This is a genomic window from Flaviramulus multivorans, from assembly GCF_021728415.1.
Lineage (GTDB): Bacteria > Bacteroidota > Bacteroidia > Flavobacteriales > Flavobacteriaceae > Sabulilitoribacter > Sabulilitoribacter multivorans.
Genome location: NZ_JAKKDV010000002.1, coordinates 733,239 through 757,745, shown reverse-complemented (window position 1 = coordinate 757,745; position 24,507 = coordinate 733,239). Strand labels below are relative to the sequence as shown.

At 32.6% G+C, this 24,507-nt stretch carries 18 protein-coding genes; 16 read left to right on the top strand and 2 right to left on the bottom strand.

Translation table 11 applies throughout. The features are described 5' to 3' along the window. From L3X39_RS08245 to L3X39_RS08195, 11 genes are all read left to right on the top strand, one after another. Window positions 1-2,244 carry a heparinase II/III family protein gene (locus L3X39_RS08245; protein WP_237231301.1) on the top strand — a complete coding sequence of 748 codons (2,244 nt, stop codon included), beginning with the start codon at window positions 1-3 and terminating at the stop codon, window positions 2,242-2,244. A gap of 179 nt (window positions 2,245-2,423) precedes the next feature. After that, a complete protein-coding gene (locus tag L3X39_RS08240) occupies window positions 2,424-4,760 on the top strand; it encodes a polysaccharide lyase 6 family protein (protein WP_237231300.1) in 2,337 nt (778 codons plus the stop codon). 1 nt (window position 4,761) lies between these two features. After that, window positions 4,762-7,029, top strand: coding sequence for a heparinase II/III domain-containing protein (locus tag L3X39_RS08235; protein ID WP_237231299.1), 2,268 nt, complete (start codon window positions 4,762-4,764; stop codon window positions 7,027-7,029). A 99-nt stretch (window positions 7,030-7,128) separates the two neighbouring features. After that, on the top strand, window positions 7,129-7,503 hold the full coding sequence (locus tag L3X39_RS08230; RefSeq protein ID WP_237231298.1) for a cupin domain-containing protein: 375 nt from the start codon (window positions 7,129-7,131) through the stop codon (window positions 7,501-7,503). Window positions 7,504-7,952: 449 nt separating this feature from the next. Continuing rightward, window positions 7,953-11,069, top strand: a complete 3,117-nt coding sequence (locus L3X39_RS08225; RefSeq protein ID WP_237231297.1) for a SusC/RagA family TonB-linked outer membrane protein — start codon at window positions 7,953-7,955, stop codon at window positions 11,067-11,069. 18 nt (window positions 11,070-11,087) lie between these two features. After that, window positions 11,088-12,545: a RagB/SusD family nutrient uptake outer membrane protein gene (locus L3X39_RS08220; protein ID WP_237231296.1), complete on the top strand. Its 1,458-nt coding sequence runs from the start codon at window positions 11,088-11,090 to the stop codon at window positions 12,543-12,545. Between the two features lie 18 nt (window positions 12,546-12,563). Next, complete coding sequence (locus L3X39_RS08215) at window positions 12,564-13,505, top strand: PKD domain-containing protein (RefSeq protein ID WP_237231295.1); 942 nt, start codon at window positions 12,564-12,566, stop codon at window positions 13,503-13,505. Window positions 13,506-13,519: 14 nt separating this feature from the next. After that, window positions 13,520-14,440 carry a polysaccharide lyase family 7 protein gene (locus L3X39_RS08210; RefSeq protein ID WP_237231294.1) on the top strand — a complete coding sequence of 307 codons (921 nt, stop codon included), beginning with the start codon at window positions 13,520-13,522 and terminating at the stop codon, window positions 14,438-14,440. Between the two features lie 255 nt (window positions 14,441-14,695). Continuing rightward, entirely contained in the window at window positions 14,696-15,394 is a 699-nt protein-coding gene (locus L3X39_RS08205; protein ID WP_237231293.1) for a FadR/GntR family transcriptional regulator, read from the top strand. A gap of 182 nt (window positions 15,395-15,576) precedes the next feature. Then, window positions 15,577-16,866 carry an MFS transporter gene (locus L3X39_RS08200; protein ID WP_237231292.1) on the top strand — a complete coding sequence of 430 codons (1,290 nt, stop codon included), beginning with the start codon at window positions 15,577-15,579 and terminating at the stop codon, window positions 16,864-16,866. 27 nt (window positions 16,867-16,893) lie between these two features. Then, window positions 16,894-17,658 carry an SDR family NAD(P)-dependent oxidoreductase gene (locus L3X39_RS08195; protein ID WP_237231291.1) on the top strand — a complete coding sequence of 255 codons (765 nt, stop codon included), beginning with the start codon at window positions 16,894-16,896 and terminating at the stop codon, window positions 17,656-17,658. Window positions 17,659-17,758: 100 nt separating this feature from the next. On the opposite strand, the gene L3X39_RS08190 is transcribed toward L3X39_RS08195, so the two are convergent. Next, the gene (locus L3X39_RS08190; protein ID WP_237231290.1) at window positions 17,759-18,787 is read right to left on the bottom strand and encodes a LacI family DNA-binding transcriptional regulator; all 1,029 of its coding nucleotides are present in this window, start codon (window positions 18,785-18,787) and stop codon (window positions 17,759-17,761) included. A 149-nt stretch (window positions 18,788-18,936) separates the two neighbouring features. Here L3X39_RS08190 and L3X39_RS08185 point away from each other — a divergent pair, with 149 nt between their 5' ends. The 5 genes from L3X39_RS08185 to era all read left to right on the top strand — a co-directional run bounded on the left by L3X39_RS08185 (window position 18,937) and on the right by era (window position 23,856). Then, complete coding sequence (locus tag L3X39_RS08185) at window positions 18,937-19,983, top strand: sugar kinase (protein WP_237231289.1); 1,047 nt, start codon at window positions 18,937-18,939, stop codon at window positions 19,981-19,983. A 134-nt stretch (window positions 19,984-20,117) separates the two neighbouring features. Continuing rightward, window positions 20,118-21,335, top strand: a complete 1,218-nt coding sequence (locus tag L3X39_RS08180; RefSeq protein ID WP_237231288.1) for a 6-phosphofructokinase — start codon at window positions 20,118-20,120, stop codon at window positions 21,333-21,335. An 18-nt stretch (window positions 21,336-21,353) separates the two neighbouring features. Next, a complete protein-coding gene (locus L3X39_RS08175) occupies window positions 21,354-22,022 on the top strand; it encodes a bifunctional 4-hydroxy-2-oxoglutarate aldolase/2-dehydro-3-deoxy-phosphogluconate aldolase (protein WP_237231287.1) in 669 nt (222 codons plus the stop codon). Between the two features lie 130 nt (window positions 22,023-22,152). Continuing rightward, on the top strand, window positions 22,153-22,848 hold the full coding sequence (locus tag L3X39_RS08170) for an FKBP-type peptidyl-prolyl cis-trans isomerase N-terminal domain-containing protein (protein ID WP_237231286.1): 696 nt from the start codon (window positions 22,153-22,155) through the stop codon (window positions 22,846-22,848). Window positions 22,849-22,974: 126 nt separating this feature from the next. Further along, window positions 22,975-23,856: a GTPase Era gene (era, locus tag L3X39_RS08165; protein WP_237231285.1), complete on the top strand. Its 882-nt coding sequence runs from the start codon at window positions 22,975-22,977 to the stop codon at window positions 23,854-23,856. A 13-nt stretch (window positions 23,857-23,869) separates the two neighbouring features. Here the strand turns inward: era and L3X39_RS08160 are convergent, their stop codons facing one another. After that, complete coding sequence (locus tag L3X39_RS08160; protein ID WP_237231284.1) at window positions 23,870-24,373, bottom strand: GTP-binding protein; 504 nt, start codon at window positions 24,371-24,373, stop codon at window positions 23,870-23,872. Between the last annotated feature and the right edge of the window lie 134 nt (window positions 24,374-24,507).

Sequence of the window (24,507 nt, the reverse complement as noted above, 5' to 3'; positions counted from 1 at the left end):
ATGAAAATATTAAAATGTTTTGCTTTATTAGTATTGTTTGGAATTAATCAAACTATATGGTCGCAAGAGATACCCTCTAATGCTATAATTCCAAATGACCAACTTTCGAGTTATTTAAAGGAAGAAATTAAAAATAGCTTTGGAGATAAGACAGTATCTAAAACGGACTTAGCAAAATATTTTAGAACAAAATTCTCAGAACGATATTTTTTCGATTGGCAAACCTTTGATTCGCGGTTTAATAATTACAAGCTTATTTATCCAGAAGTCGAAAGCAGTCATACGGAAAGGGCATTAGACCATATATCTAAATTTCAAGATTCTACCTCATGGAAGCTGCCTTTTAATTACTTAAATGGTGAGCCGGTAAATGCCTATGCTTTACGTCATTTGGCGCGTCAACATAAAATGCTAGATATCGCATTTTATTATAATTATCAAAACAAATCACCTGAATATTTAAATTATTTTAAAAATCAGTTAAAGTCGTTAAACCACGCACTGCATACCAATGCTTTTGAAACCATTGAAGATGGTAATGGTGTTTATGAAGCCTTTCGTTCAGGATATCGCATCTTAAATTGGTTGAATATTCATAATATGTTTTTAGGTGAAAGTAATTATTCAGATGAAGACCAACTTTTAACGATTGCTACCTTATTACAACATGGTTCAGATTTATACGCAAAGAATGAAGCATTTGTTTCAGGGAACCATCAGACCAGAGGTATGTCAGCTTTGGCTATGTTGTCTATTTTATTAAGGGACTTTAAAGGAACGGACAAATGGTTTGAACGCTCAATGAGTTTACTTGAAGCTCATTTAGAGAAAGAAATAAACGACGACGGTTTTCAGTTTGAACGCACTGTACATTATCACATGAGTGATATTGATAATTATTACTATGTATATCAACTTGCAAAAAATAGCGATATAAAAGTGAATGGTTTTTGGGAAAGTAAGTTGAAGTCATTATTCACAACATTAACCAAAATCGCTTATCCTGATAAGTCAGCTCCAGTCCTTTCAGATGACACGAATGAACCTTGGGCTGAAAAAATGGACATATCTGGAGCCCTAACACTTGGGTATTTATTGTTTGAAGACCCTGAAATGGGTTATTTTGCTAACAACTTCGTAGAACCTAAAATGTTTTGGTATGTAAGCGCTTCACAATTAAAATTACTGGATAACATTAATGCTAAAGAGCCAGAGGTGCAATCTTTCTCTTTTCCAACAACAGGCTACTTCATCATGCGAGAAGGTTGGAAACCGAAAGACAAAGTAATGGTTATTTCTAACGGACTGGATGATGAAAAACCAGATCATCAACATGGTGATATGTTGGGAATTCAGGCAATGGCAAATGGGCATACAATTTTGCCTAATTATCAAGTGCGATATTCACTTAAGGATTATGGGTTTTTTAAAAACTCATTGGTTAAAAATGTGGCCTTGGTTGATAACGAACTTCAAGGGAAAGCCTATACATCAAATCAGGGTGGAAGTGGTTTCGGAAAATTTAAATCGTTACCACAACCAAAAACTATTGCTTGGAATAATAATAATGATTTAGACCTCTATATAGGTAGTCATGATGGTTTTGAAAATGTTGGTGTTAATTATAGCAGACAAGTCATTTATTTAAAGGATGATTTTTGGATTATAAAAGACAATTTTAATTCTGAGAAGCCACACACCTATAAACAAATTTGGCAAGGACATTATAGTTTAGAAGAAGCACCTAATTTATTGCGGTCTAGCTTTTTTGACGGGTCGGGTTGTGATATTTATCAGTTGATTTCTACAGATTCCGTTTCAACATCCGGTAGAAGAGGAAAGCAATGGGCTACAGTTTCAAAAAACAATCAAACTAATTTTAACTTTATAAGTGTTGTTTTTCCTTTCGTAAAGTTTGACGATAGGATTGATGAAGACAAATCAAGCCCTAATTTAAAAGGATGGGAACTTAATAAATCTAATTGGACTACAGATAGCACTCTATCATTATCACTAACTAAAGATGGAAAAAGCGTATTCTTTTCAGTTAAAAATTTAAAATTTAAAGAACTTAAAATTTCCTTTTCTGAAGCAGCGGATGTGTTTTTGAAACTTGAAAATAGTAAGTTATACATTCAATCCTTAAATACTAAACCTATACAAGCTGAGGTTTTAGGGTTTAACAATAAGGGTAAGACACTTTTGGCTCCTGGAAATGAAATCAGTTTTATTATAAAAAAATAGAAATCATATTTTGACCTTTAAAGAATACTAAACGTAATGATAAGTTTGTTTAATTATTCTTAGTTTAAATCAAAATAGCATAGATTTATGTTAAAACTTATGAGATTTTTTGCCAGTTCATTATTATGACATATATTTGGTAAACCAATCTGGTAAACCAATTTAATTAATTGTATCCGATGAATTATAAATCCTTGTTCGTATTCCCTTTATTTTTTATAGTGCTATCTTCTTGTAAAAAAGAGAATAATAACAATTTGTTAGTGGGTTCGGTTTCTGAGTTTAACGATGCTGTTGCCAATGCACAACCTGGAGACACTATCAAATTAGCAAATGGTGTTTGGAACAATGCAGAATTGGTTTTTGAAGGAAAAGGAACAGCAGATAGCCCAATAACGCTTACGGTAGAAGAATTAGGAAAAGTAACTCTTGAAGGTGCTTCAAACCTTCAAATTGCGGGAGAATTTTTAGTAGTTAAAGGCTTAGTTTTTAAAAATGGTTTTACACCAACTAATGCTGTAATTTCATTTAGAAAGAATAAAGATGAAATGGCAAATAATTGTCGTTTAACAGAATGTGTTATCGATAATTATAATAATCCAGAACGTCAGGTTCAAGACTACTGGATTACTATTTACGGTAAAAATAACAGAATAGACCATAACCATATTGTTGGTAAAAAGAATTTAGGAGTTACTATGATTGTTGGTTTAGACACTGAAGATAGTAGAGAGAATAATCATAAAATAGATCATAATTATTTTGGACCACGACCAACCTTTGGAAACAATGGTGGAGAAACTTTAAGAATTGGCACAAGTCATTTTGCTTTAGAAAATTCAAACACCTTGGTGGAGTCTAATTATTTTGATAGATGTAATGGCGAGCACGAAATAATTTCTAATAAGTCATGTCGCAATACATTTAAGTATAATACCTTTTATGAATGTACAGGTACTTTAACAATGCGTCATGGTAATGAAACCATGGTTGATGGGAATGTGTTTATCGGAAATAATAAACCTAGTACTGGTGGTGTTCGAGTTATTAACGAAAAGCAAACAGTTATAAATAATTATCATATTGGGTTAACAGGCTATCGCTTTAGAGGTGCTTTTGTAATGATGAATGGGGTACCTAATTCACCAGCAAATCGTTACGTTCAAGTTACAGATGCTTTGGTAAAGGATAACACATTTGTGAATTGTGACCATATTCAAATATGTGCTGGAAGCGATAACGAAAGAAGCGCTGTTCCTGTAAATTCAGAAATCTCAGATAATATTTTTTATCATGATACCAAAAGTAACTTATTTACTTTTTATGATGATATAAGTGGTATAAAGTTCGAAAATAATTTAATTGGAGATAATTTAGATATTGGAATTTCAAAAGGCTTTGTAAAGTCAAAGTTTGAGTTAGTTAAGAATAAACAAGGCTTTTTGGTTCCTGTATCTGATGATTTAAAAACAGAAGTAAATATTCATCCTGATGTTGCTACAAAAGAGAATACTGGGGTTTCTTGGTATTCAAAAGTTGACAATAGTGTTGCTTTAAATTCTGGGAAAACCATAAACGTAGAGCCAGGAATAAATACATTGTTCGAGGCTGCTAAAAATTCAGAGCCTGGAGATGTTATCGAATTAGCGTCAGGAGCATCATATCTTTTAACTAAAACGGCGAAAATTAATCATCCCTTAACCATAAAAACGTCTGGAGACAAAAAAGCAACAATTTTGTTTGAGAGAATGACTGCTTTAGAAATTCAAAATGGCGGAAGCTTATCTCTAACCAATATTAAATTTGATGGGGCTAAGTCACCAGACTATGCTGGAAATGCGGTAATAAGTACAAGCAAAAATTCAATGATAGAAAACTACAAATTATTTATAGATAACTGTGAATTTGTTGATTTGGTTGTTAACCATTCGTTTGATGTATTTAGAGTTTCAAAAAATACATTTGCCGATACGATAAGCATTCAAAATTCTACCTTTAAAAATATAACAGGGCATATTGCAGCTTTGGATAAAGAAACTGATGATATTGGAGCTTATAATGTTGAGTATTATATAATGAAAAACAATGTTCTTAAGGATGTGCAAGGTGCAGCATTGAGGTTATATAGAGGAGGAACCGACGAAAGTACTTTTGGACCGTTTTTAGAAATCGACCATAATGTTTTTGATAATGTTGGCCACGGCAGAAAGAATAAATACAAAACATCCATATCTTTATATGGCGTACAAGTAAACGATATTACCAATAATATATTTATAGACTCTAAGGGTATGAATATGCACTTGGTAGTAGGTGAGCCAATTGTTAATATATTTAATAACAATATGTATAATTCAGAAGACGTTCAAATTACTGGAGATGAAAAATACAACATAAAAAATCTTTGGAATTTAAAACCTGAATTCGAAAAAGAGAGCTATAAATTATCTGAATCATCTCAACTTAAAGGTAAAGGAACAGATCAACTGGACTTAGGATTAATTTCTAAAAATTAATATGAATATAAAAATCAAAATTTCGCTTTTAGTTTTTGTTTTAGTTGTATTTTCTTGTAAAGAAAAGGCATTAGTTAATGATGAACAAACTGGCAATCAAGGTCACCCAAGTTTAATTTTAACTGAACAAGGTGTAAAGGAAATAAGAGCTAATTTAGGAAGCATTCCCATTTTTGATAAAACCTTAGCAGCAACAAAACAAGAGATTGATGCAGAAATTGAGCAAGGTTTTGATGTACCGGTTCCAAAAGATTATTCAGGAGGGTATACGCACGAAACACATAAAAAGAATTACATATTAATGCAAAAAGCGGGTGCATTATACCAAATTCTTGATGATGAAAAATATGCCAAATTTGTAAAAGACATGTTGTTTGAGTACGCAAAACAATATCCAACATGGCCAATTCACCCCAAACCTAGGTCTTACGCAAGAGGTAAATTATTTTGGCAATGCTTAAACGACTCTAATTGGTTGGTGTATACGGCTCAGGCTTACGATTGTATCTATAATTATTTAACTGAAGAAGAACGCAATACTTTAGAAACCGATTTATTTAAACCATTTGCTGATTATATTTCTAAAGAAAACCCACAATTTTTTAATAGAGTTCACAACCATGCAACTTGGGGTAATGCTGCAGTTGGTATGATTGCCCTGGCTATGGATGATGACGAGCTTTTAGATAGAGCATTAAATGGTGTTAAAGATGTTGATTTTGATCCGAATGAAAAAGATAATGATGGTGGTTATATTAGAAAAGACGGACAACAAATAGGATTTTATGCAAACGTAAACGAACCTTTTTCTCCTGATGGATATTTTACAGAGGGACCTTATTATCAACGTTATGCGTCGTATCCATTTTTGATTTTTGCACAAGCACTTCAAAATAAAAAACCAGAGCATAAGGTGTTTGAGTTTAAAGATGGTGTATTACTTAAAAGCGTTAACGCATTATTGAATTTATCTGATGCTGATGGTGAGTTCTTTTTGTTAAACGATGCGCAAAAAGGGATGTCGTATTACAATTCATCATTAATATCTACTGTTGATATAGGTTATCATTTTGGAGGAAATAACCCAGGGTTATTAAGTATAGCAAAAAAACAAGGTGAAGTTACACTTGATGATGCAGGTTTAGCCGTTGCTCTTGGAATTAAAGAAGGCAAGGAAAAGCCTTTTGTTAAAAAGTCTATTGAACTATCAGATGGTGCAAATGGTGATGAAGGCGCGGTAGGGGTTTTGCGCAGTGGTGGTTTAGAACTAGTTTTTAAATACACAGCTCATGGGTTGAGTCATGGACATTACGATAAATTATCGTATGCATTATTTGACGATGGTGATGAGGTTGTGCAAGATTATGGTATGGCGCGTTTTGTTAATATTGAACAAAAAGGAGGTGGAAATTACTTAAAAGAAAATACTACTTGGGCAAAACAAACCATAGCACACAATACGATTGTGCAAAACGAAACCTCTCAATTTCAAGGCAAATACGATATTGGAAGTCAATATCATTCAAATGGATACATTTTTAGTGTTGGTAACGATAGTTTGCAAGTAGCGAGTGCAAAAGAAGAAAATGCATACCCTGGAACCAAACTGCATCGAACCGTGGTAACTATTAAGGATGAAGATTACGATAAACCGTATGTGTTAGATATTATGCGTGTATCATCTCAAAACTCGAATCAATACGATTTACCTTTTTACTTTTTAGGGCATATCATGAAAACCAATTTTGAGTATTCTAAATATGACGTTCCCAAAATATTAGGTAAATCTGATGGATACCAGCATTTATATAAAGAAGCTAGTTCGACCTCCAATGGAGAAAATATTCAGCTAAATTGGTTGCAGAATAACAAATTCTATACTTATACTGCAGTTACTTCAAATAATAATGAAATTATTTTTGGTAGAATTGGCGCAAACGATCCCGAATTTAATTTGCGTAACGAACAAACATTGATTTTAAGAAAAAAGAATGTGAACGATGCCTTATTTGTTTCGACAATCGAGTCCCATGGAACGTATTCTCCAGTGTCTGAATTAGCAATTAACGCATATAGTAATATAGCAAATTTATCTGTAATTCATAACTCAAAAGAATATACAGCAGTTTTAATCGAAACAAATAATGATAAATCAAAAGTCTTTATCATTTCAAACGAAAATAATGATAAAGATGCAGCGCATAAATTAGCGATAAACGATAAGGAGTATACTTGGAAAGGTCCTTATATATTAATAGAAAATAAATAAATTAAAAATTATGAACCTTCTATAACGAGAACTTGATATTCAAGGAAATGATTATATGGAAGCAACATATGACCTTTAAAAAACAATAAACATAAACATATGAAACGATTTAGTGATAAATACATCATTACAAAAAAAATGGAATGGGAAGAGCTTGGTGGAGGCGTATCGAGAAAGTTTTTAGGATACGATAACCAAATCATGATGGTAAAGGTAAAATTTGAAAAAGGTGCATTAGGATCTCCACATCAACATTTTCATACACAAGCAACATATTGTGTTTCGGGTAAATTTGAATTTGAAATTGATGGAGTAAAGCAAATAGTAGAAGGAGGAGATGGGGTGTATATCGAGCCTAATTTATTGCATAGCGCAATTTGCTTAGAAGAAGGTATTTTGATAGACACATTTAGTCCGGTAAGAGAAGATTTCTTAAGTGGTGGTGGCGTATCTTATTTTGGTGATAAAAAATAAAATAAAATTTGTTTATCAATTTTACATCGACTTTAAGGTGCAACATTTAGGGTATTTTTAGTCCAATTCTAGCAGATTTTATAGAATAATGGTGTTAAAATTGAAATTTTATTTGTTTTAACAAAAAATTAGCATATATTTGGAAAACCAAATTGGTTTACCAGTTTGGTTTACCAAGAAAAACTAAACTAAATGTATAACACTTCACAAAAATTAAAACTAATATGAAAAAATAAAAAAAGGACAGGTGCACGCCTATCCTTTTAAAAAGTTTCTACTTCTTTTAGGAGGGAAGTAAAATTTAAGAAAATGCTTTATATAAACATTTATATTTCAAAATTACAAATTTATTTGGAGATTATGTTTTGTAAAGTGAATCTTAACATACGAATGGATTATAAATCAATCCAACTAGCATAAATAAGCTAATTAACTTTACAATTTTAAAAATGAAAAAACTAATTATGAATTTAAAAATCAAACTAGCCCTTATTGCAATTTTGTTTTTCAATGTTGCATTATTTGCTCAAGGCGGGATTGTTGTAAAAGGTACAGTAGTCTCACAAACGGATAATATGCCAATTGCTGGTGTAAACGTTATTGTTTTAAATACATCGCGTGGTACAACAACTGATTTTGATGGTAACTATCAAATTCAAGTGAGTAGTGGTGAAGCGTTACAATTCTCATATCTAGGATATGTTACTAAAGTTCAGATTGTGACTGATCAAACCACTATTAATGTCGCGCTTGTTGAAGATTTAGCGCAACTAGATGAAGTAGTGGTTGTGGGATATGGTACTCAGAAAAAATCTCACCTTACAGGAGCTATTTCCAAAGTTGTTAATGAAGACTTGGATCAAATAGCAGTAGCTAGGGTAGATGATGCCCTTATTGGTCAAGTATCTGGTGTTAATATTCAAGCAACAAATGCCGAGGCAGGTGGAGCTCCAACCATTACTATTAGAGGTGTTGGGTCTATTAATGCTGACTCTGGACCAGCTGTTGTTGTTGATGGAATTGTAGTAAGTGCAGATTTTCTAGGAAACCTTAACATGAATGATGTAGAATCTTTTGAAGTTTTAAAAGATGCGGCATCTGCTGCTATCTATGGTAGTGAAGGTTCTAATGGTGTAATCATGATTACTACAAAAAGTGGTAAAGAAGGAAAAACAAAATTTAGTTATGAGACCTATACGGGTTATAAAAGTGCTCATGGTAGTGATGATTACAGAAAAAGTGTAGCAGATTGGGCTAAAGTAGAGCAAGCAGCAACAGGTACACTTTCTGGCGAAACTCTATATGCACAATTATTAGTTGCTACAACGGGGGTTGACAGAGATTGGCAAGATGTATTTTTTAACGGGGGAACTATTACAAGTCATTCTTTTGCTGCACGTGGAGGTTCTGAGACTACTAAGTTTAGTACCTCTTTAAGATATCTTCATGACGAAGGTGTTGTAATTACGGATGATTATAAATTATATACGGCGAGTTTAAAAGTAGATTCAAAATTAGGTAAAAAAGTTAAATTTGGACTAAACGCAACGCCATCTTACACTAAGCAAAGAAGTTTACCTACATCTATTCATAACCCAATACGTCAATCACCTTGGTTGCCTATTTACCATACAGCGGAAACGCTTCAATTTATTAATAGAGGTGCTTATCCAGATGTTGGAGTAGGAGATTACTTTTATGAAAACCACTTGGTTAATTTAGATTTAGACAATGATGGTAGTGGTGAAAGACCTCGTACTTCTGGAGATTCAAATCCATATGCACAATATGTTGAAAGAGAGCATTATGAGTATAATACGAAGTTATATGGTTCTACTTTTTTAAGTGTTGATATTTTAGACGGGCTTACAGCAAAAACATCGTTGGGTGTTACTATAGAACAAAGAAAGAGAACGAGATGGGATGGTACATTACATCATGCATCAGGTAACAGTAGAGCTCAATACAATTTACAAAATAGATTCCGTACTAGATTAATTTCTGATAATACGTTATCTTATAGTAAAGATTTTGGTAACCATGAATTTGATGTATTAGCAGGTATGACAATACAACAAAGAAAAAGTGAAGAAAGCCAGGTTACTGGTAATGGATACTCAAATGATTTACTAAAAAATCTACAGGGTGCAACAGCAATTGGTGAATATGTTGAAACAAATACTGAACTAAAAAAAGTTGGTTATTTTGGTAGAATTAATTATGCTTATGCTGATAAATACTTATTATCTGCTTCTTTTAGACGTGACGGTAGTTCGGTTTTTGGTAGAGATTCTAAATGGGGTAACTTCCCTGCAATTTCTATTGGATGGAATGCTGCAAAAGAGAATTTCTTAAGAGATAGCGACTTTGTTAGCAATTTAAAGTTTAGAGTTAGTTATGGTTTCACAGGAGCTGAGAACTTTAATGTAGGTAGCGATGTTGTAAATGCATGGCCATATTTGGCACTGTTACAAAACTCAAATTATGTTGTAGATGGTAATGTTGTTGCAGGTGTTTCTCCACTTAACATTGCAAACGGATTATTACAGTGGGAGGCATCGGAAGAATTTAACCCTGCGGTAGATTTCGGATTCTTCAATAACAGAATATCTGGAACTTTAGATTATTACCGAAGAAATAGTGATCAATTACTGTTATTTAACCCTGTTTCTTATGTAACTGGATTTACAGGAGGTATTGTAAACTTGGGAGAAGTTCAAAATAGAGGATGGGAATTGGAGTTCAGAACAAAAAATATCACTAGTGAGAAATTTTCTTGGAATTCTACATTAATTGCATCTACCAACCAAAATGAATTATTAAGTTTTGGTGATTCTAACAATGCATTAATTGAAGATACATACGGTAGAAATTCACAATGGATTAACAGAATTGGTGAGCCTATATCATCGTTCTGGGGGTTTGTTGTTGATGAATCTTATGATGATACACAATTTAGAACGACTTACGTTGATAATCCTTGGAACAGAATTAATGGGCAAGCAGATGACACTATCGTAAAAGATTTAAATGGTGATGGGATTATTACCGATGACGATAAAACAATTTTAGGAGACCCATATCCAGATTTAGTATATAGTTTTACTAACGAATTTAAATTTGGAAACTTTGACTTCTCTTTTATGGTACAAGGAAGTTTAGGTGCTCAGGTAAATAATATCGGAGATCAATATTTTTATAACTGGTTTGGTAACAGAACAAGAAGTGGTGGTGAAGCGCAAGCTGTAGCTGATGGTCTTGTACCTCATGAATCTTTTATTCAAGAAAAGGTTTTAACAAGTGAAGTTATAGCAAGTGCAGACTACTTCTCATTACGAAATGTAAATCTTGGTTACAATTTTTCAGATGATGTTACATCAAAAATAGGAGTATCAGGAATAAGACTTTATGCTACTGCTCAAAACTTGATATATATAACTGCTGATGATTACCATGGTTTTAACCCTGAACATGTTGATGGAAATAACCCAAGAGCCTATGGATCTCAAAGAGCTGGTACACCAATATATAAAACCGTAACATTCGGTCTGAACGTTGACTTTTAATATTAAAAAATACTAATTATGAAACATATAAAATATTTAATCTTAACCATAGCAGGATTTATTTATACTTCCTGTGGTGATGAGTTTTTAAATCCGTTACCAGATACTGCTGTTGCAGTAGATGCCTTTTTTCAATCTGATTCAGATGTGTTGGCTGGAGTAATAGGAATTTATGACGCCCTTCAAGGTGTAAATGAGAATACTGAAACAAATATTGGTAACTTTAACAGAGGAGTTCAATTTGAACACCTTTTAACAGAACATCGTACTGATAATACAAGAAATGCAACTTTAGAAGGTTCTAAGTCTGATTTTCACAGATACATAGTTAACGCCAACAATGTGGAATCTGAAGATTATTGGCAATCTATGTATGAAGTTATTTTCAGAGCAAATAATGTTTTAAACTTTATAGAAATTGCTGATGCAAGTAATCAAGCAAAATATACTGCTGAGGCTAAATTTTTAAGAGCTTATGCGTACTTTAAATTGGTTAGATTGTATGGCGATGTGCCTTTAGTTACTACAGTTATTGGTCCTGCCGACGATAAGACACCACTTTTCACTAGAGTTCCAGCGGCAGATATCTATGCACAAATTGTAGAAGATTTACAAGAAGCTGTTAGTGTTTTAGATAACACGTATAAAGCAAGAGCATCAAGAGCAGCGGCACAAGCAGTATTGGCTAAAGTTTATTTAACACAGTCTAACCGTAATTATTCAGGGGCACAACAATTATGTGAAGCCATAATTAATAGTGGTGACTTTGATTTAGAGCCTAACTTTCATGATGTGTTTTATTCAGAGTTGAATGATGAAATTATTTTTGCAATTCAATATCAATCTGGAAATTCTCAAGAAAGCCAAAGTTTTTCATCTGAATTCACTTCTTTTGTCCGTGCTGGAAGAGAAGATGGTCAAAATATAGTTAATGCAAATCTTAAAGCAGATTTAGATGCTTTTGGTGGAGACAGAACAGCAGTTTCTATTACTAACATAGGAGGAAACCTTGATGACGATGAAAACGAAGTAGCGAAGTTTTTCCCTGATGGATTTGATGTGAATGACAATTATGGTCCAAATGCACGTAATGCAGGAAATGATTATATTGCTATACGATTTGCTGATGTATTACTAATGCATGTAGAAGCAGTTTTAGCTGGTGGTGCAGCAACTGTTGATGCCGGTGCTTTAGCTTCTTTTCAAAGGATAAGAGACCGAGCGTTTCCTGCTACAGCGCCTAACGCTATAGCAAGTGTAACTAAAGATGATCTATTACTTGAAAGACGTGTAGAATTAGCATTTGAAAACCAACGCTGGTTTGATTTACTTAGATTTGGTGTTGCTGATGCAGTATTAAGTGCCCATGCTGTTGAAATGGGATATGTTTTTAATTCAAGAGCCTTACTCTTACCTATTCCGGCAAGAGAAATTAATTTAAGCGGGGGACTTTTAACACAAAATCCTGGATATTAATATTTAAATAATTTAACTATGAAAAATAAAGTAATTTTTTTCCGTAAAACAACATTGTTGCTTTTAAGTATTGTAGCAGTTAGTTTTATTTTTAGCTGTGATGACAGCCTTTTTAGAGATGATTTACCAGATGCAGGGTCACAAGTAGATAATTTTTTACCTACCGCAGACTTTTCATATACTCCTGGAGAGAGAGATTTTAACACTATTCAATTTACTAATCTAGCAACCGAATCTACAACCTTTCTTTGGGATTTTGGAACAGGGGATACCTCTACAGAGAAAGACCCTGTTTATAAGTTTGCTGGAGGAGAAGGTGACTACAATGTTACGTTAACAGCAAGTGATAACAATGGGATGTCGGCAACTACTACTATTGTAGTAGAAGTAGTAGATAGATTTGTACCTATTAATCCTGAAGTATTAAATGGTGATATGGAAGATAGTAGTAATAATTGGAGAATTGATTTTTCAAATGGATGGTCACGTTTTGGTTTTGAATCTAGTAGTGATGGTTCTTGGTTATTATATGATGGAACAGATAATGGAGCTAAAACTAGAGGTGCAAAATGGAACATGAGAAGATCTGCTGCGGAGTGGGCAAATCCTGATACTAGACATGCATATCAAGCTATTGTGGTATCTCCTAATTGGGAATATACTTTAGAGTTCGAATATGCTATTAAAGATGATATTGCTACAGATCCAATTGGAGGTAGAAGAATGGTTGCCGAAATTCTTGATGGTCATTTTACCGATGGGGTTGATGCTTATAATCAATCTATTGCTGGAGGAGCTCTTGTAACTCATGTAGGAACTGAAGTAAAAGGTAAAACAACATTTACTCAAGTTAAAGTTGATTTTACGTCTAATGATTCTGGATTAGTATCTATTTGGTTATGGGCGGTTACTCCTGTAGACTTATATGTTGATAATGTTAAGGTATATCCTAGATTATAATTAATTCAATACAAATGAAAAATTTCCGAAAAGAACTATTATTAATTGTTTTAACAATATTTCTATCTGTTAACGCTACTTCTCAAAATAAGAAAAGTAGCGTTACAGAATCGGATTCTAAAATCGAAAAAAAATCTAAAAAGAAGAAAAAAAAGAAGAAGTTTAAGCTTCCTGATATCGATTTAAGTCACTGGAAAGTAACGTTGCCAGTTGCAGATGAAAATGGAAAGCCTATTGAAATTGATCCACCCGAGATTCTAGATTTCGCATCTAACGAAGTTGCTAAGCCATATATGTATATAGATTCAACAGCAGGAGCCATTGTGTTTTATGCTATGCCTACTGAATCAAAAACTAGAAATACAAAATATACAAGATCGGAATTAAGAGAACAAATGGTACCAGGAAACAATAATGTCAATTGGACCTTTGCACAAGGTGGTAATCTTAAGGCAAAACTTGCCATGGATGAAACAACAAAGGACTCCGATGGTAAATATCATAGAACTATTATTATGCAAATTCACGGCAGGTTAACTAATGAACAACGCGACTTAATTGGTGAAGATGATAATAATGCGCCGCCCATATTAAAAATATATTGGGATAAAGGTAAAGTTCGTGTTAAAACAAAAGTTCTTAAAAATTTAAATGCTTCGGATACCGAAATACTCCATGAAGATGCATGGGGTGATGACGATGGCTTTAATTTTGAACAAGAAGTAGGTTTTAGAAAGTTTACACTTGAAGTAAAAGTATCTGAAGGCAAAATGGTTGTTATATTAAACGGCAATGAATATAAAGTTTATGAAAATATTCATATGAGAAGATGGGGTGTTTTTGAAAATTATTTCAAAGCTGGAAATTATTTTCAATCTAGGGATGAAGGCTCTTTTTCCAAAGTTCGATTTTACGAATTAGAGGTTAGCCATTAATGTTATATTTACTTAATAGGTAAATAGTATTTGAAATAATAGATTTGTAGTTTATTTAATTAAATTTTGGTAATTTATAAGCTGCAAATAGAAGAAGTAAAAAAAGCATCTAAAAGCTTAAATGTTTTTTTTAATTTTAGCATAATAATTACTCAAAATTTATGAGATTAAAATTTAAATGTAATAAGGCAATAGTTAGAGGAATCCTTGTATAACTTACAATAAATTTTAATTTCCAACATTAAATTATAGCAAATGAAATTAGAAGCATTAACAGTAAATAATCAAGACACTAAAAGTGTTATAATTGATAAAATAAGAGAGTTAATTAATTATAAAAACTTAGAGCCTGGAGATAAATTACCTTCTGAAAGAATGCTATCTGATAAGTTTGATGTAAGTCGCAGTGTTGTGCGAGAAGCTATTCAAAAATTAGAGTTTTATGGTATTCTGAAATCTATTCCTCAAAGTGGAACTTTTGTAGCTAATATTGGCGTTGTTGCTATGAACGGAATGATCGATGATATTTTGAGTTTGGAAGAACCTGATTTCAAATCATTAGTTGAAACCAGAATTTTATTTGAATTAAAAACAGTAAGGTTAGCTGCTCTGAGAAGATCTGAAGAGGATTTAAAAAATATAAAACATGCTTTAGATGCTTACAAAGAAAAGGCACTATCAGGAGAAGATGCAGTTCAAGAAGACTTGTTATTTCATTTAGCTATAGCTAAAGCAAGTAAGAATAGTACTATGAATACTTTTATGTTAACCATAACACCAGAAATAATCATGAATTTCGAAAAATATCATGTTTGCGATAAAAGGCTATCGGTGTTAGGAATAAATGAACATACAGAGATATACGAAGCCATAAAAAAACAAGACCCCATATTGGCAAAGCAAAAAATGAAAGACCATTTTAGTGTCTTATATCAATACTGTTACAGTAAATAAAATAGTTTACTGAAGTTAAAAAATGCACGCTTTTTAACTTCTTTTAAAAGAATATTAGGAGGGGAGAAATTCTATTTGTATTATTTCTTCATTTAAAAACTTTATAAATCATACTTGTAAATACAGGCGTAAATCATGATGCTTTAAATCGTGACTAATATTAATTGTTAAAATTAAAAAATATGAAATTAAAAGGACTGCGTTGGTGGATTATAGGATTGATATTTTTAGCAACAGTTATTAATTATATTGATAGAAGTGCTTTGTCTATTATGTGGGGTAATGAAGACCTTGAAGGGTCCATTTCCAATTCATTAGGCATGGATAAAAACGATTATGGCTTAATACTGAATATTTTTATGGTAGCCTATGCTTTAGGTCAATTATTTTCTGGTAAAATATTTGATAAAGTTGGTACTAAAATAGGATATGTATTAAGTATTGGAATTTGGAGTTTATCTACCATATTACATGCAACCGTTCGCGGTTTTTATTCTTTAGCATTCTTTAGAACTACGCTTGGTTTATCGGAGGCAGGAAACTGGCCAGGTGCAGTAAAGAGTAATGCCGAATGGTTTCCAATTAAAGAACGCGCCATAGCGCAAGGGTTATTTAATGCAGGAGCTTCAATCGGGTCGGTAATTGCACCACTTTTAATAGCAACATTATTTGTTGCTTATGGATGGGAAATCACATTTATTATTGTTGGTTCGATGGGACTATTATGGGTTATTCCCTGGGTTATAATTAATAAAGTAGGACCAAAAAAACACCCTTGGATTACAACGGAAGAACAAAAATATATTTTATCAGGTCAGAGTGAAGCTGATCAAAATGCTACTGAAGAAACAAAAGGAAAAAGTTTAAAAGAAATCCTTTCATTTAAAGAATCTTGGTCTATTGTAGTGTGTAGGTTTTTCTTAGAACCTATATGGTGGCTTTTTGTAGGTTGGATGCCTATATATTTATTTGACGTTTATGGTTTTAATGTCAAAGAGGTAGGTATGTTTGCATGGGTACCTTATGTTGGAGCTGCTTTAGGAAGTATAGCTGGAGGATATGTTTCAGGTATCATTATTTCAAAAACGGGTTCTACTGATAAAGGAAGAAAAACTACAATATTAATAGGTGGTATTTTAATGGTAGCAGGTCTTATAGCAACCATATTGTTTGGTGATACCGCTGAGAAATTCGTTGCCATTGTATTTGTAGTACTATTTGGTTTTCAATTTGCTATTGGAAATGTACAAACACTACCAAGCGATTTCTTTGCTGGAAAATCTGTAGGCTCATTAGCAGGGTTAGGAGGTATGGTGGGTGTCTTTTCAGTAATTATTATGAACTTTTTAGTTCCAATAATCGTTGATAAATTTTCATATACCCCAATTTTTATAGCAATTGCAATATTTGTTCCTCTAGGTGTTGGAGCAATTTATTACTTTGCTAGAAATATTCAATCTGTAGAAAAATAAGTATAAATAAATTTAAATATTAATAAAATGAGTAAGTTAGAAAATAAAATTGCAGTAATTACAGGAGCTACAGGAGGTATTGGTTTTGAAGTTGCCAAAAGATTAGGAAAAGATGGATTTACTGTAATCTTAAACGGTATTGAGGATGAGGCTGGAGCTAAAAGAGTTAAAGAACTAACCGATGAAGGTATCACTGCTGAATACTATGGATTTGATGTTACAAACGAAGAGGCTGTAACGTCAAACATAAATAAGATAGGAAATAAATATGGTAAAATAGATGTTCTTGTGAATAATGCAGGAGGTTTAGGTGGAAGATCTAGATTTGAAGATATGACAACTGAATTTTACCGATTTGTAATGGCGTTAAATCTTGATTCTACATTCTTTGCGTCAAGAGCTGCTATTCCGTTTCTTAAAAAGAGTGATTATCCTTCAATAATCAACTATACATCTAACGCTGGGTGGAATGCTGGTGGACCAGGAGCTGGAATTTACGGCACATCAAAGGCTGGAGTTCATGCTATTACGAGAGCTTTAGCTAAAGATTTAGCAGAATATGGTATTAGAGTAAATGCTGTGTCTCCAGGAACTATTGATACACCATTTCACACGCAAATTAAATCAACAAAACCAGAGGTTTTTGCTTCTTGGAAGAATAACATTATGTTAGGAAGATTAGGACAACCTGAAGAAGTAGCTTCGGTAGTTTCATTTTTAGCGAGTAAAGACGCTTCTTTCATAACAGCTGAAACTATCCAGATTGGTGCTGGACAGGGATTAGGAATTTAATGTAAAGCCTTAGTTAGAATTTTTTGACTATTAGTTTGGAAATAAAAAACCCTCTTAACTATAAATTTGCAGTTAAGAGGGTTTTTAGTACCTATAAAAATTAAACTTTCAAATTAGAAGAATCTCTTACTATCAGTTCAGCATCTAAAATTATTTTATTTAATGACTGATTAATGACTTCTTTTTTCGCGTGTTCTAAGAAAGTTAGTGCAGCCTGTTTGCCAATTTCTGCGCTATGCTGATTGATGCTTGTAATAGTAGGGGTAACCATGGCGGTAAATGGCTCGTTACCAAAGCCAACTAAAGCAATATCTTCAGGAACTTTTATGTGCAATTCATTTAATAATTGCAATGCTCCTAAAGCAGCATAATCACCAGCAATATAAACAGCATCTGGTCTGTTTTTAAGTTTTAATAATTCAGCCATTTTTGCTCTTCCATCCGCAGTAGTTAAGCTACTTTCAAGGAGTAATTCATTATCTAAAGGAAGTCCGTGCTTTTTTAAGGCATCAACATATCCACGAATTCTATTGTTAAAAATTCGGGTGTGTTTATAACCTCCTATGTGAGCAATTCGCTTTCGACCTTGGCTAACAAGATGCTCAACAATTACGTGGCTACTTTCATAATCATTAATACCAATATAATCTACATTTAAATCATTTTCACCTCGGTCAAACAATATCAAAGGTATCCCTTTAGCCTTTATTTTTTCATAATATTCTAAGTCTATAGTTTCGTTAGCCATTGAAGCAATTATCCCATCAACTTGAGTAAATAATAATGTGTCAATATTACTGCATTCTTTTTTATAGGATTCGTTGGATTGTGTTATAATGATGTTGTAACCTTTTTTATTTAAAACCTCCTCAATATTTTCGATAACTGAAGAAAAGAAGTTGCTATTTGTTCGTGGCACAATTACACCTACTAAATTACTTTTTCCTTTTCGTAAAGCACTAGCAAGATGATTAGGCTGGTAGTTTAAGTTTTTAGCAACTTGTTTTACTGCTTTTTTAGTTTTTTTACTGATTCGAGAGTCGTCATGTAATGCTTTAGACACTGCCGCTGTAGAAATATTTAACACATTGGCAATATCTTTTATGGTAGTTTTCTTTTTGGTATTCAATTTTTTTATATATTTGCTTAATCGTTTAAGCAAATGTAGTGTATTAATTATTTTAATCAAAATCATATATAAATAAAGGTTTTGATTTTATTTTTAATTTTTTGGTTAAACGATTAACCAAAATTTAAACATAACTAAATTAATAAGAAATGAGTAGAGTAGTAACATTCGGAGAAATCATGTTAAGATTAGCTCCACAAGGATTTTTAAGATTTTCACAAGCAAACAATTTTGACGTTGTTTATGGTGGTGGCGAGTCTAACGTAGCTGTATCTTTAGCAAATTATGGCATCTCTTGTGATTTCGTAACACGTTTGCCAAAAAATGATATTGGTGAATGTGCTATGATGGAAATGCGTAAAAGAGGTGTAGGTGTTGATAAAATTGTTTGGGGTGGTGAGCGTTTAGGAATTTATTTCCTTGAAACAGGAGCAGTATCAAGAGGTAGTAAAGTGGTTTATGATAGAGCATATTCTTCAATGTCTACTATTAAGCCAGGAATGATTAATTGGGAAGAAGTTTTTGAAGGCGTAGAGTGGTTTCACTGGACAGGTATTACACCAGCGATTTCTCAAAGTTCTGCGGATGCCTGTTTAGAAGCCGTAAAAGCAGCAAGTAAATTAGGTATTACAATCTCTACAGATTTGAATTATCGCGCTAAATTATGGAAATTCTGTGATGATGCTAAAAGAGAAGAAATCATGACTGAATTAACATCTTACTGTGATGTTGTTTTAGGAAATGAAGAAGATGCCGAAATGCACTTTGGTATTAAACCAGAAGGTATTACTGTGCAAACTCAAGGACATGATGTAAAAGCTGAAGCTTTCTTATCTGTTTGTAAACAAATGATGGAAAAATTCCCTAGAGCTAAAAAAGTAATTACTACTTTAAGAGGTTCAATTTCTGCATCTCATAACACATGGGCTGGCGTATTATATGATGGTAAAAAAATGTTTGAAACACGTCAATATCAAATAACTGATATTGTTGACCGTGTAGGTGGTGGCGATTCATTTATGGGAGGTTTAATTTATGGATTGTTAACGTACCCAGATAACGACCAAAATGCCTTAGATTTTGCAGTAGCTGCTTCTTGTTTAAAGCACACAATTAAAGGTGATGCTAACTTAGTAACTGTCGATGAGGTAAATAAACTTATGGGTGGTGATGCTTCTGGACGTGTTGCTAGATAATAGTTACATTGAAAAGCATTTAATATATAAACCTTTAAAGTCATATGAAATGAGCCATAACAAGAAGTTTATACCAACCGAAATGATTATTGGCGAATTACATCTGACCGACAAAATCAATTAAATTTTAACAGATGAAAAAATCGATTGCAATTATTTGTGGAGGCGGTCCAGCCCCTGGTATAAATACTGTTATTAGTACAGTGGCTAAAACCTTTTTGAAAGACGGGTACGAGGTAATCGGTGTTCATCATGGATATCAAGGATTGCTATCGGAAAATCCAGAATTAAAAATTTTTGATTTTCATCATGCTGATCGAATTTTTAGTCGAGGTGGCTCTACTTTAATTATGAGTAGATTTAAACCAAAAGACAGTGATTTTAAAGCAGATTTTTTTAAAAAACATAATGTAAAATTATTGGTAACTATTGGTGGTGATGATACAGCTTCTACCGCCAATAGATTAACCAAATATCTTCAAACCCAAAATCTAAAGGTTTCCCACGTTCACGTTCCAAAAACAATCGATAACGACTTACCTTTACCAGACCGAAATCCAACCTTTGGTTTTCATACAGCTAAGGACGAAGGTGTTCGTATAGGAAATACAGTTTATGAAGATGCTAGAACCAGTGAAAATTGGTTTGTCATGTCTGCAATGGGTCGTTCTGCGGGTCATTTGGCATTTGGTATTGCTTCTGCGTGTCATTTTCAAATGATGATAATTCCAGAAATGTTCAACAAAACTACTATTACTTTCGAGAAGTTAATCAACATGATTGTGTCTTCTATTGTGAAATGTAAAATTAAAGGTGTTGAATATGGTGTTGCTTTAGTTAGTGAAGGTGTATTTCATTTTATGGAAGAAGAAGAAATTATAAACTCTGGTATTAATTTTACTTATGATGATCATGGGCATCCAGAATTAGGAAATGTAAGTAAATCGCATATTTTTAATTATCTTTTACAAGTTAAATTGAAAGAAATAGGACTGACAGTTAAAACAAGACCTGTAGAACTTGGTTACGAATTAAGATGTTGTAACCCAATTGCATTCGATTTAACCTTATGTACATTATTAGGAATAGGTGTTAAAAAACTTTACGATCAAGGTATTTCAGGTTGTATAGTAAGTGCGAATTCTAGAGGAGATATCACGCCTTTATTCCTTAAGGATTTTGAAGACGAAAACGGAAAAATTCCTCCAAGATTAGTAGATATTAATTCGGATATGGCTCAGTTATTTATTAATAATCTTTTCTACATTCAAGAGAAAGATTATGAGCAAGCTAAAAAATATGTGTCAAACCCTGAGGCATATGATTTTAAAAAAATATTAAATTGGAACTAAAAATTAAAAAATATTAAAATGGCACAATTTTCAAGATTAGAAGTGGCACAAGCAATGAAAGAAACTGGAATGATTCCTTTATTTTTTCACAGCGATATAGAATTAAGTAAAAAAGTACTAAAAGCCTGCTACGATGGTGGTGCGCGTTTAATGGAGTTTACGGCACGTGGTGATTTTGCTCATGAAGTTTTTGGCGAATTAACAAAATACGCCATTAAGGAATTACCAGGAATGATTATGGGTGTTGGTTCGGTTACTGATGCAGGACAAGCTTCTTTGTACATGTCTATTGGTGCTAATTTTGTAGTAACTCCAGTATTTAGGGAAGATATTGCAATTGCATGCAACCGTAAAAAAGTACTTTGGTCTCCTGGTTGTGGTTCCTTAACTGAAATAGCAAGAGCTGAAGAGTTAGGATGTGAAATCGTAAAATTATTCCCTGGTGATTTATACGGACCTAAGTTTGTAAAAGGAATAAAAGGTCCACAACCATGGACGAGTATAATGCCAACAGGTGGAGTGTCGCCAACAGAAGAGAACTTAAAAGGATGGTTTGATGCTGGCGTAACTTGTGTTGGAATGGGATCTCAATTAATTTCAAAAGATATTATTGCAAACAAAGATTACGCTAAATTAGAGCAGGATGTTAAAAATGCACTTGCTATAATTAAATCGGTTAGAAAATAAATAAATTTTGTACTTAGTTTATAATAGAAACCTCAACGTTTAAGTTGGGGTTTTCTTTTTTTACTGACTATAAATTTGTTACTTTTGGCAACGCATTAAAAACCAATAAATAAAAATTAAAATGAAAATAATGAAATTTTTAAGTCTAGTAAGTATGGTTTTACTAGTAGTATCTTGTAATAAAAATGGTGTTTCAAATAAACCATTAAAAACTGAATTAGATTCGGTTAGTTATGCCGTTGGAATGGATGTGGCTAAAAATGTAAAGCTTAGTTTCGAAGATTTTGATAACGAATTATTTATTCAAGGCTTCGTTAATGGTACAGATTCAACTGATTTGAAAATGGATGCGACAAAAGCGCAAGAGTTAGTTAGAGGTTATTTCCAAAAAAAGCAACAGGAAGAATTAGCTAAAAGACAAGAAGAAGCCAGAAAAAATAAAGAGGATGGGGATAAGTTTTTAGAAGAAAATAAATCTAAAGATGGTGTTCAAACCACTGAAAGCGGTTTACAATATCTTGTTTTAAAAGAAGGAACAGGACCAAAGCCAGTTGGAACGAATAAAGTTAAATTACATTATCACGGTACTTTAATTGATGGGACTGTATTTGATAGTTCAGTTGATAAAGGAGAGCCTATTGTACATGGAGCTAATCAGTTTGTAAGAGGTTTTTCAGAAGCTTTATTATTAATGCCAGTTGGATCTAAATACAGATTATTTATTCCTAGCGAATTAGGATATGGAGCTAACCCAAGACCAGGAGGTGCTATTAAAGCTAATTCAGCATTAATCTTTGATGTAGAATTATTGGAAATAGTTGAATAATTAATTTCAACTTTTTAAATAAACAAAAAAACAGGAAGCTTTACTTCCTGTTTTTTTGTTTATTATGTATTATAATTGAATTAACGAATCAAGGTTGTAACTTTGCATTCTATTAGATAAATAAAAATGAACCATAAAGCAGGTTTTGTAAATATAATTGGAAATCCAAACGTAGGTAAGTCTACTTTGATGAATGCTTTTGTAGGTGAAAAACTATCGATAATTACCTCAAAAGCGCAAACTACGAGACATCGGATTTTAGGTATTGTAAATGGCGAAGATTTTCAGGTTGTTTTAAGCGACACACCTGGAATTATAAAGCCAGCATATGAGCTTCAAGAATCTATGATGGGTTTTGTAAAATCTGCCTTTGAAGATGCCGATGTGTTACTTTATATGGTAGAAATTGGTGAGCAAGAATTGAAAGACGAAGCTTTTTTTAATAAAATAACCAATTCTCAAATACCAGTTTTATTATTGTTGAATAAAATCGATAAGTCTAACCAACAACAATTGGAAGAACAAGTTCAAAATTGGGCAGAAAAAGTTCCTAATGCAGAGATTTTTCCAATTTCTGCTTTAGAAGGTTTCAATGTTAAAGAAGTTTTTAATCGGATTATTGAATTGCTCCCAGAATCACCACCATTTTACCCTAAAGATCAGTTAACTGATAAGCCAGAACGCTTTTTTATAAATGAAACCATCAGAGAAAAAATATTGTTTCATTACAAAAAGGAAATCCCTTATGCTGTTGAGGTTGATACCGAAGAATTTTTTGAAGAAGAAACTATAATAAGAGTACGTTCGGTTATTATGGTTGAACGAGAAACTCAAAAAGGCATTATAATTGGTCATAAAGGCAGTGCTTTAAAACGAGTTGGAGTAGAGGCTAGAAAAGATTTAGAAACCTTTTTTGGAAAACAAATTCATTTAGAATTATATGTTAAGGTAAACAAAAACTGGCGCAGTAATCAAAACCAGTTAAGACGTTTTGGTTACAATAATTAGTTAATTGAAATGTTTAGCTAGTTTTTAGATTTAAAACCTCATACATAAAATTATTTAAAGCACGCATTTCATTAATACTCGAGGCTTTACCAAAACTTCCAACAAAATATAAAGTTACCCATAGTAAAACCATTAAAATAGTTACACTGGCTTGGATCGTAAAATTTTGTTCTAATGTCCAATTGCTGTAAGTCCATATTCCAAAGGCGATAAACAAACCAGCGACTAAAAAATGAAGAAACATAAAAAGTGTCCAAACGGTGGGTTTAGGACCAAATAAACCTCGTACCACACATGAATTTTCATCAACTGCATTAATTTCAAGATGTAGTTGCGGTGACCAAAACTTTTGTTTGTCTTTCGGTAATCTTATAAAAACATGTTCTTCAACCCTAATAACAACAAACTCTGATTGGGTAGCTTTAGCGTTTTGAAAGTCGCTCAAAACCGCTTCATTATATCGAGGTACTTCAATTTTAAAACGGGGTCGTAAAACAATGTCATTACTTAGTGGCATCAAATATTCGGTTTAAGCAGAGTAAATTACTAATTTTTATCTAAAGAATAAATAGTTTCAATCTTTTACAAAAAAGAACCTTGCGTCAACTAGATTTCCTATTTTTGCAAAATATTTCAGGGTAGAAATATATT

Excerpts from the sequence above, each read along its gene's own strand:
- L3X39_RS08210 (WP_237231294.1), top strand. The coding sequence starts at position 13,520 with ATGAAAAATTTCCGAAAAGAACTATTATTAATTGTTTTAACAATATTT.
- L3X39_RS08160 (WP_237231284.1), bottom strand. The coding sequence starts at position 24,373 with ATGCCACTAAGTAATGACATTGTTTTACGACCCCGTTTTAAAATTGAA.
- L3X39_RS08225 (WP_237231297.1), top strand. The coding sequence starts at position 7,953 with ATGAAAAAACTAATTATGAATTTAAAAATCAAACTAGCCCTTATTGCA.
- era (WP_237231285.1), top strand. The coding sequence starts at position 22,975 with ATGAACCATAAAGCAGGTTTTGTAAATATAATTGGAAATCCAAACGTA.
- L3X39_RS08235 (WP_237231299.1), top strand. The coding sequence starts at position 4,762 with ATGAATATAAAAATCAAAATTTCGCTTTTAGTTTTTGTTTTAGTTGTA.
- L3X39_RS08230 (WP_237231298.1), top strand. The coding sequence starts at position 7,129 with ATGAAACGATTTAGTGATAAATACATCATTACAAAAAAAATGGAATGG.
- L3X39_RS08205 (WP_237231293.1), top strand. The coding sequence starts at position 14,696 with ATGAAATTAGAAGCATTAACAGTAAATAATCAAGACACTAAAAGTGTT.
- L3X39_RS08180 (WP_237231288.1), top strand. The coding sequence starts at position 20,118 with ATGAAAAAATCGATTGCAATTATTTGTGGAGGCGGTCCAGCCCCTGGT.
- L3X39_RS08245 (WP_237231301.1), top strand. The coding sequence starts at position 1 with ATGAAAATATTAAAATGTTTTGCTTTATTAGTATTGTTTGGAATTAAT.
- L3X39_RS08215 (WP_237231295.1), top strand. The coding sequence starts at position 12,564 with ATGAAAAATAAAGTAATTTTTTTCCGTAAAACAACATTGTTGCTTTTA.
- L3X39_RS08195 (WP_237231291.1), top strand. The coding sequence starts at position 16,894 with ATGAGTAAGTTAGAAAATAAAATTGCAGTAATTACAGGAGCTACAGGA.
- L3X39_RS08220 (WP_237231296.1), top strand. The coding sequence starts at position 11,088 with ATGAAACATATAAAATATTTAATCTTAACCATAGCAGGATTTATTTAT.
- L3X39_RS08175 (WP_237231287.1), top strand. The coding sequence starts at position 21,354 with ATGGCACAATTTTCAAGATTAGAAGTGGCACAAGCAATGAAAGAAACT.
- L3X39_RS08170 (WP_237231286.1), top strand. The coding sequence starts at position 22,153 with ATGAAATTTTTAAGTCTAGTAAGTATGGTTTTACTAGTAGTATCTTGT.
- L3X39_RS08200 (WP_237231292.1), top strand. The coding sequence starts at position 15,577 with ATGAAATTAAAAGGACTGCGTTGGTGGATTATAGGATTGATATTTTTA.
- L3X39_RS08185 (WP_237231289.1), top strand. The coding sequence starts at position 18,937 with ATGAGTAGAGTAGTAACATTCGGAGAAATCATGTTAAGATTAGCTCCA.
- L3X39_RS08240 (WP_237231300.1), top strand. The coding sequence starts at position 2,424 with ATGAATTATAAATCCTTGTTCGTATTCCCTTTATTTTTTATAGTGCTA.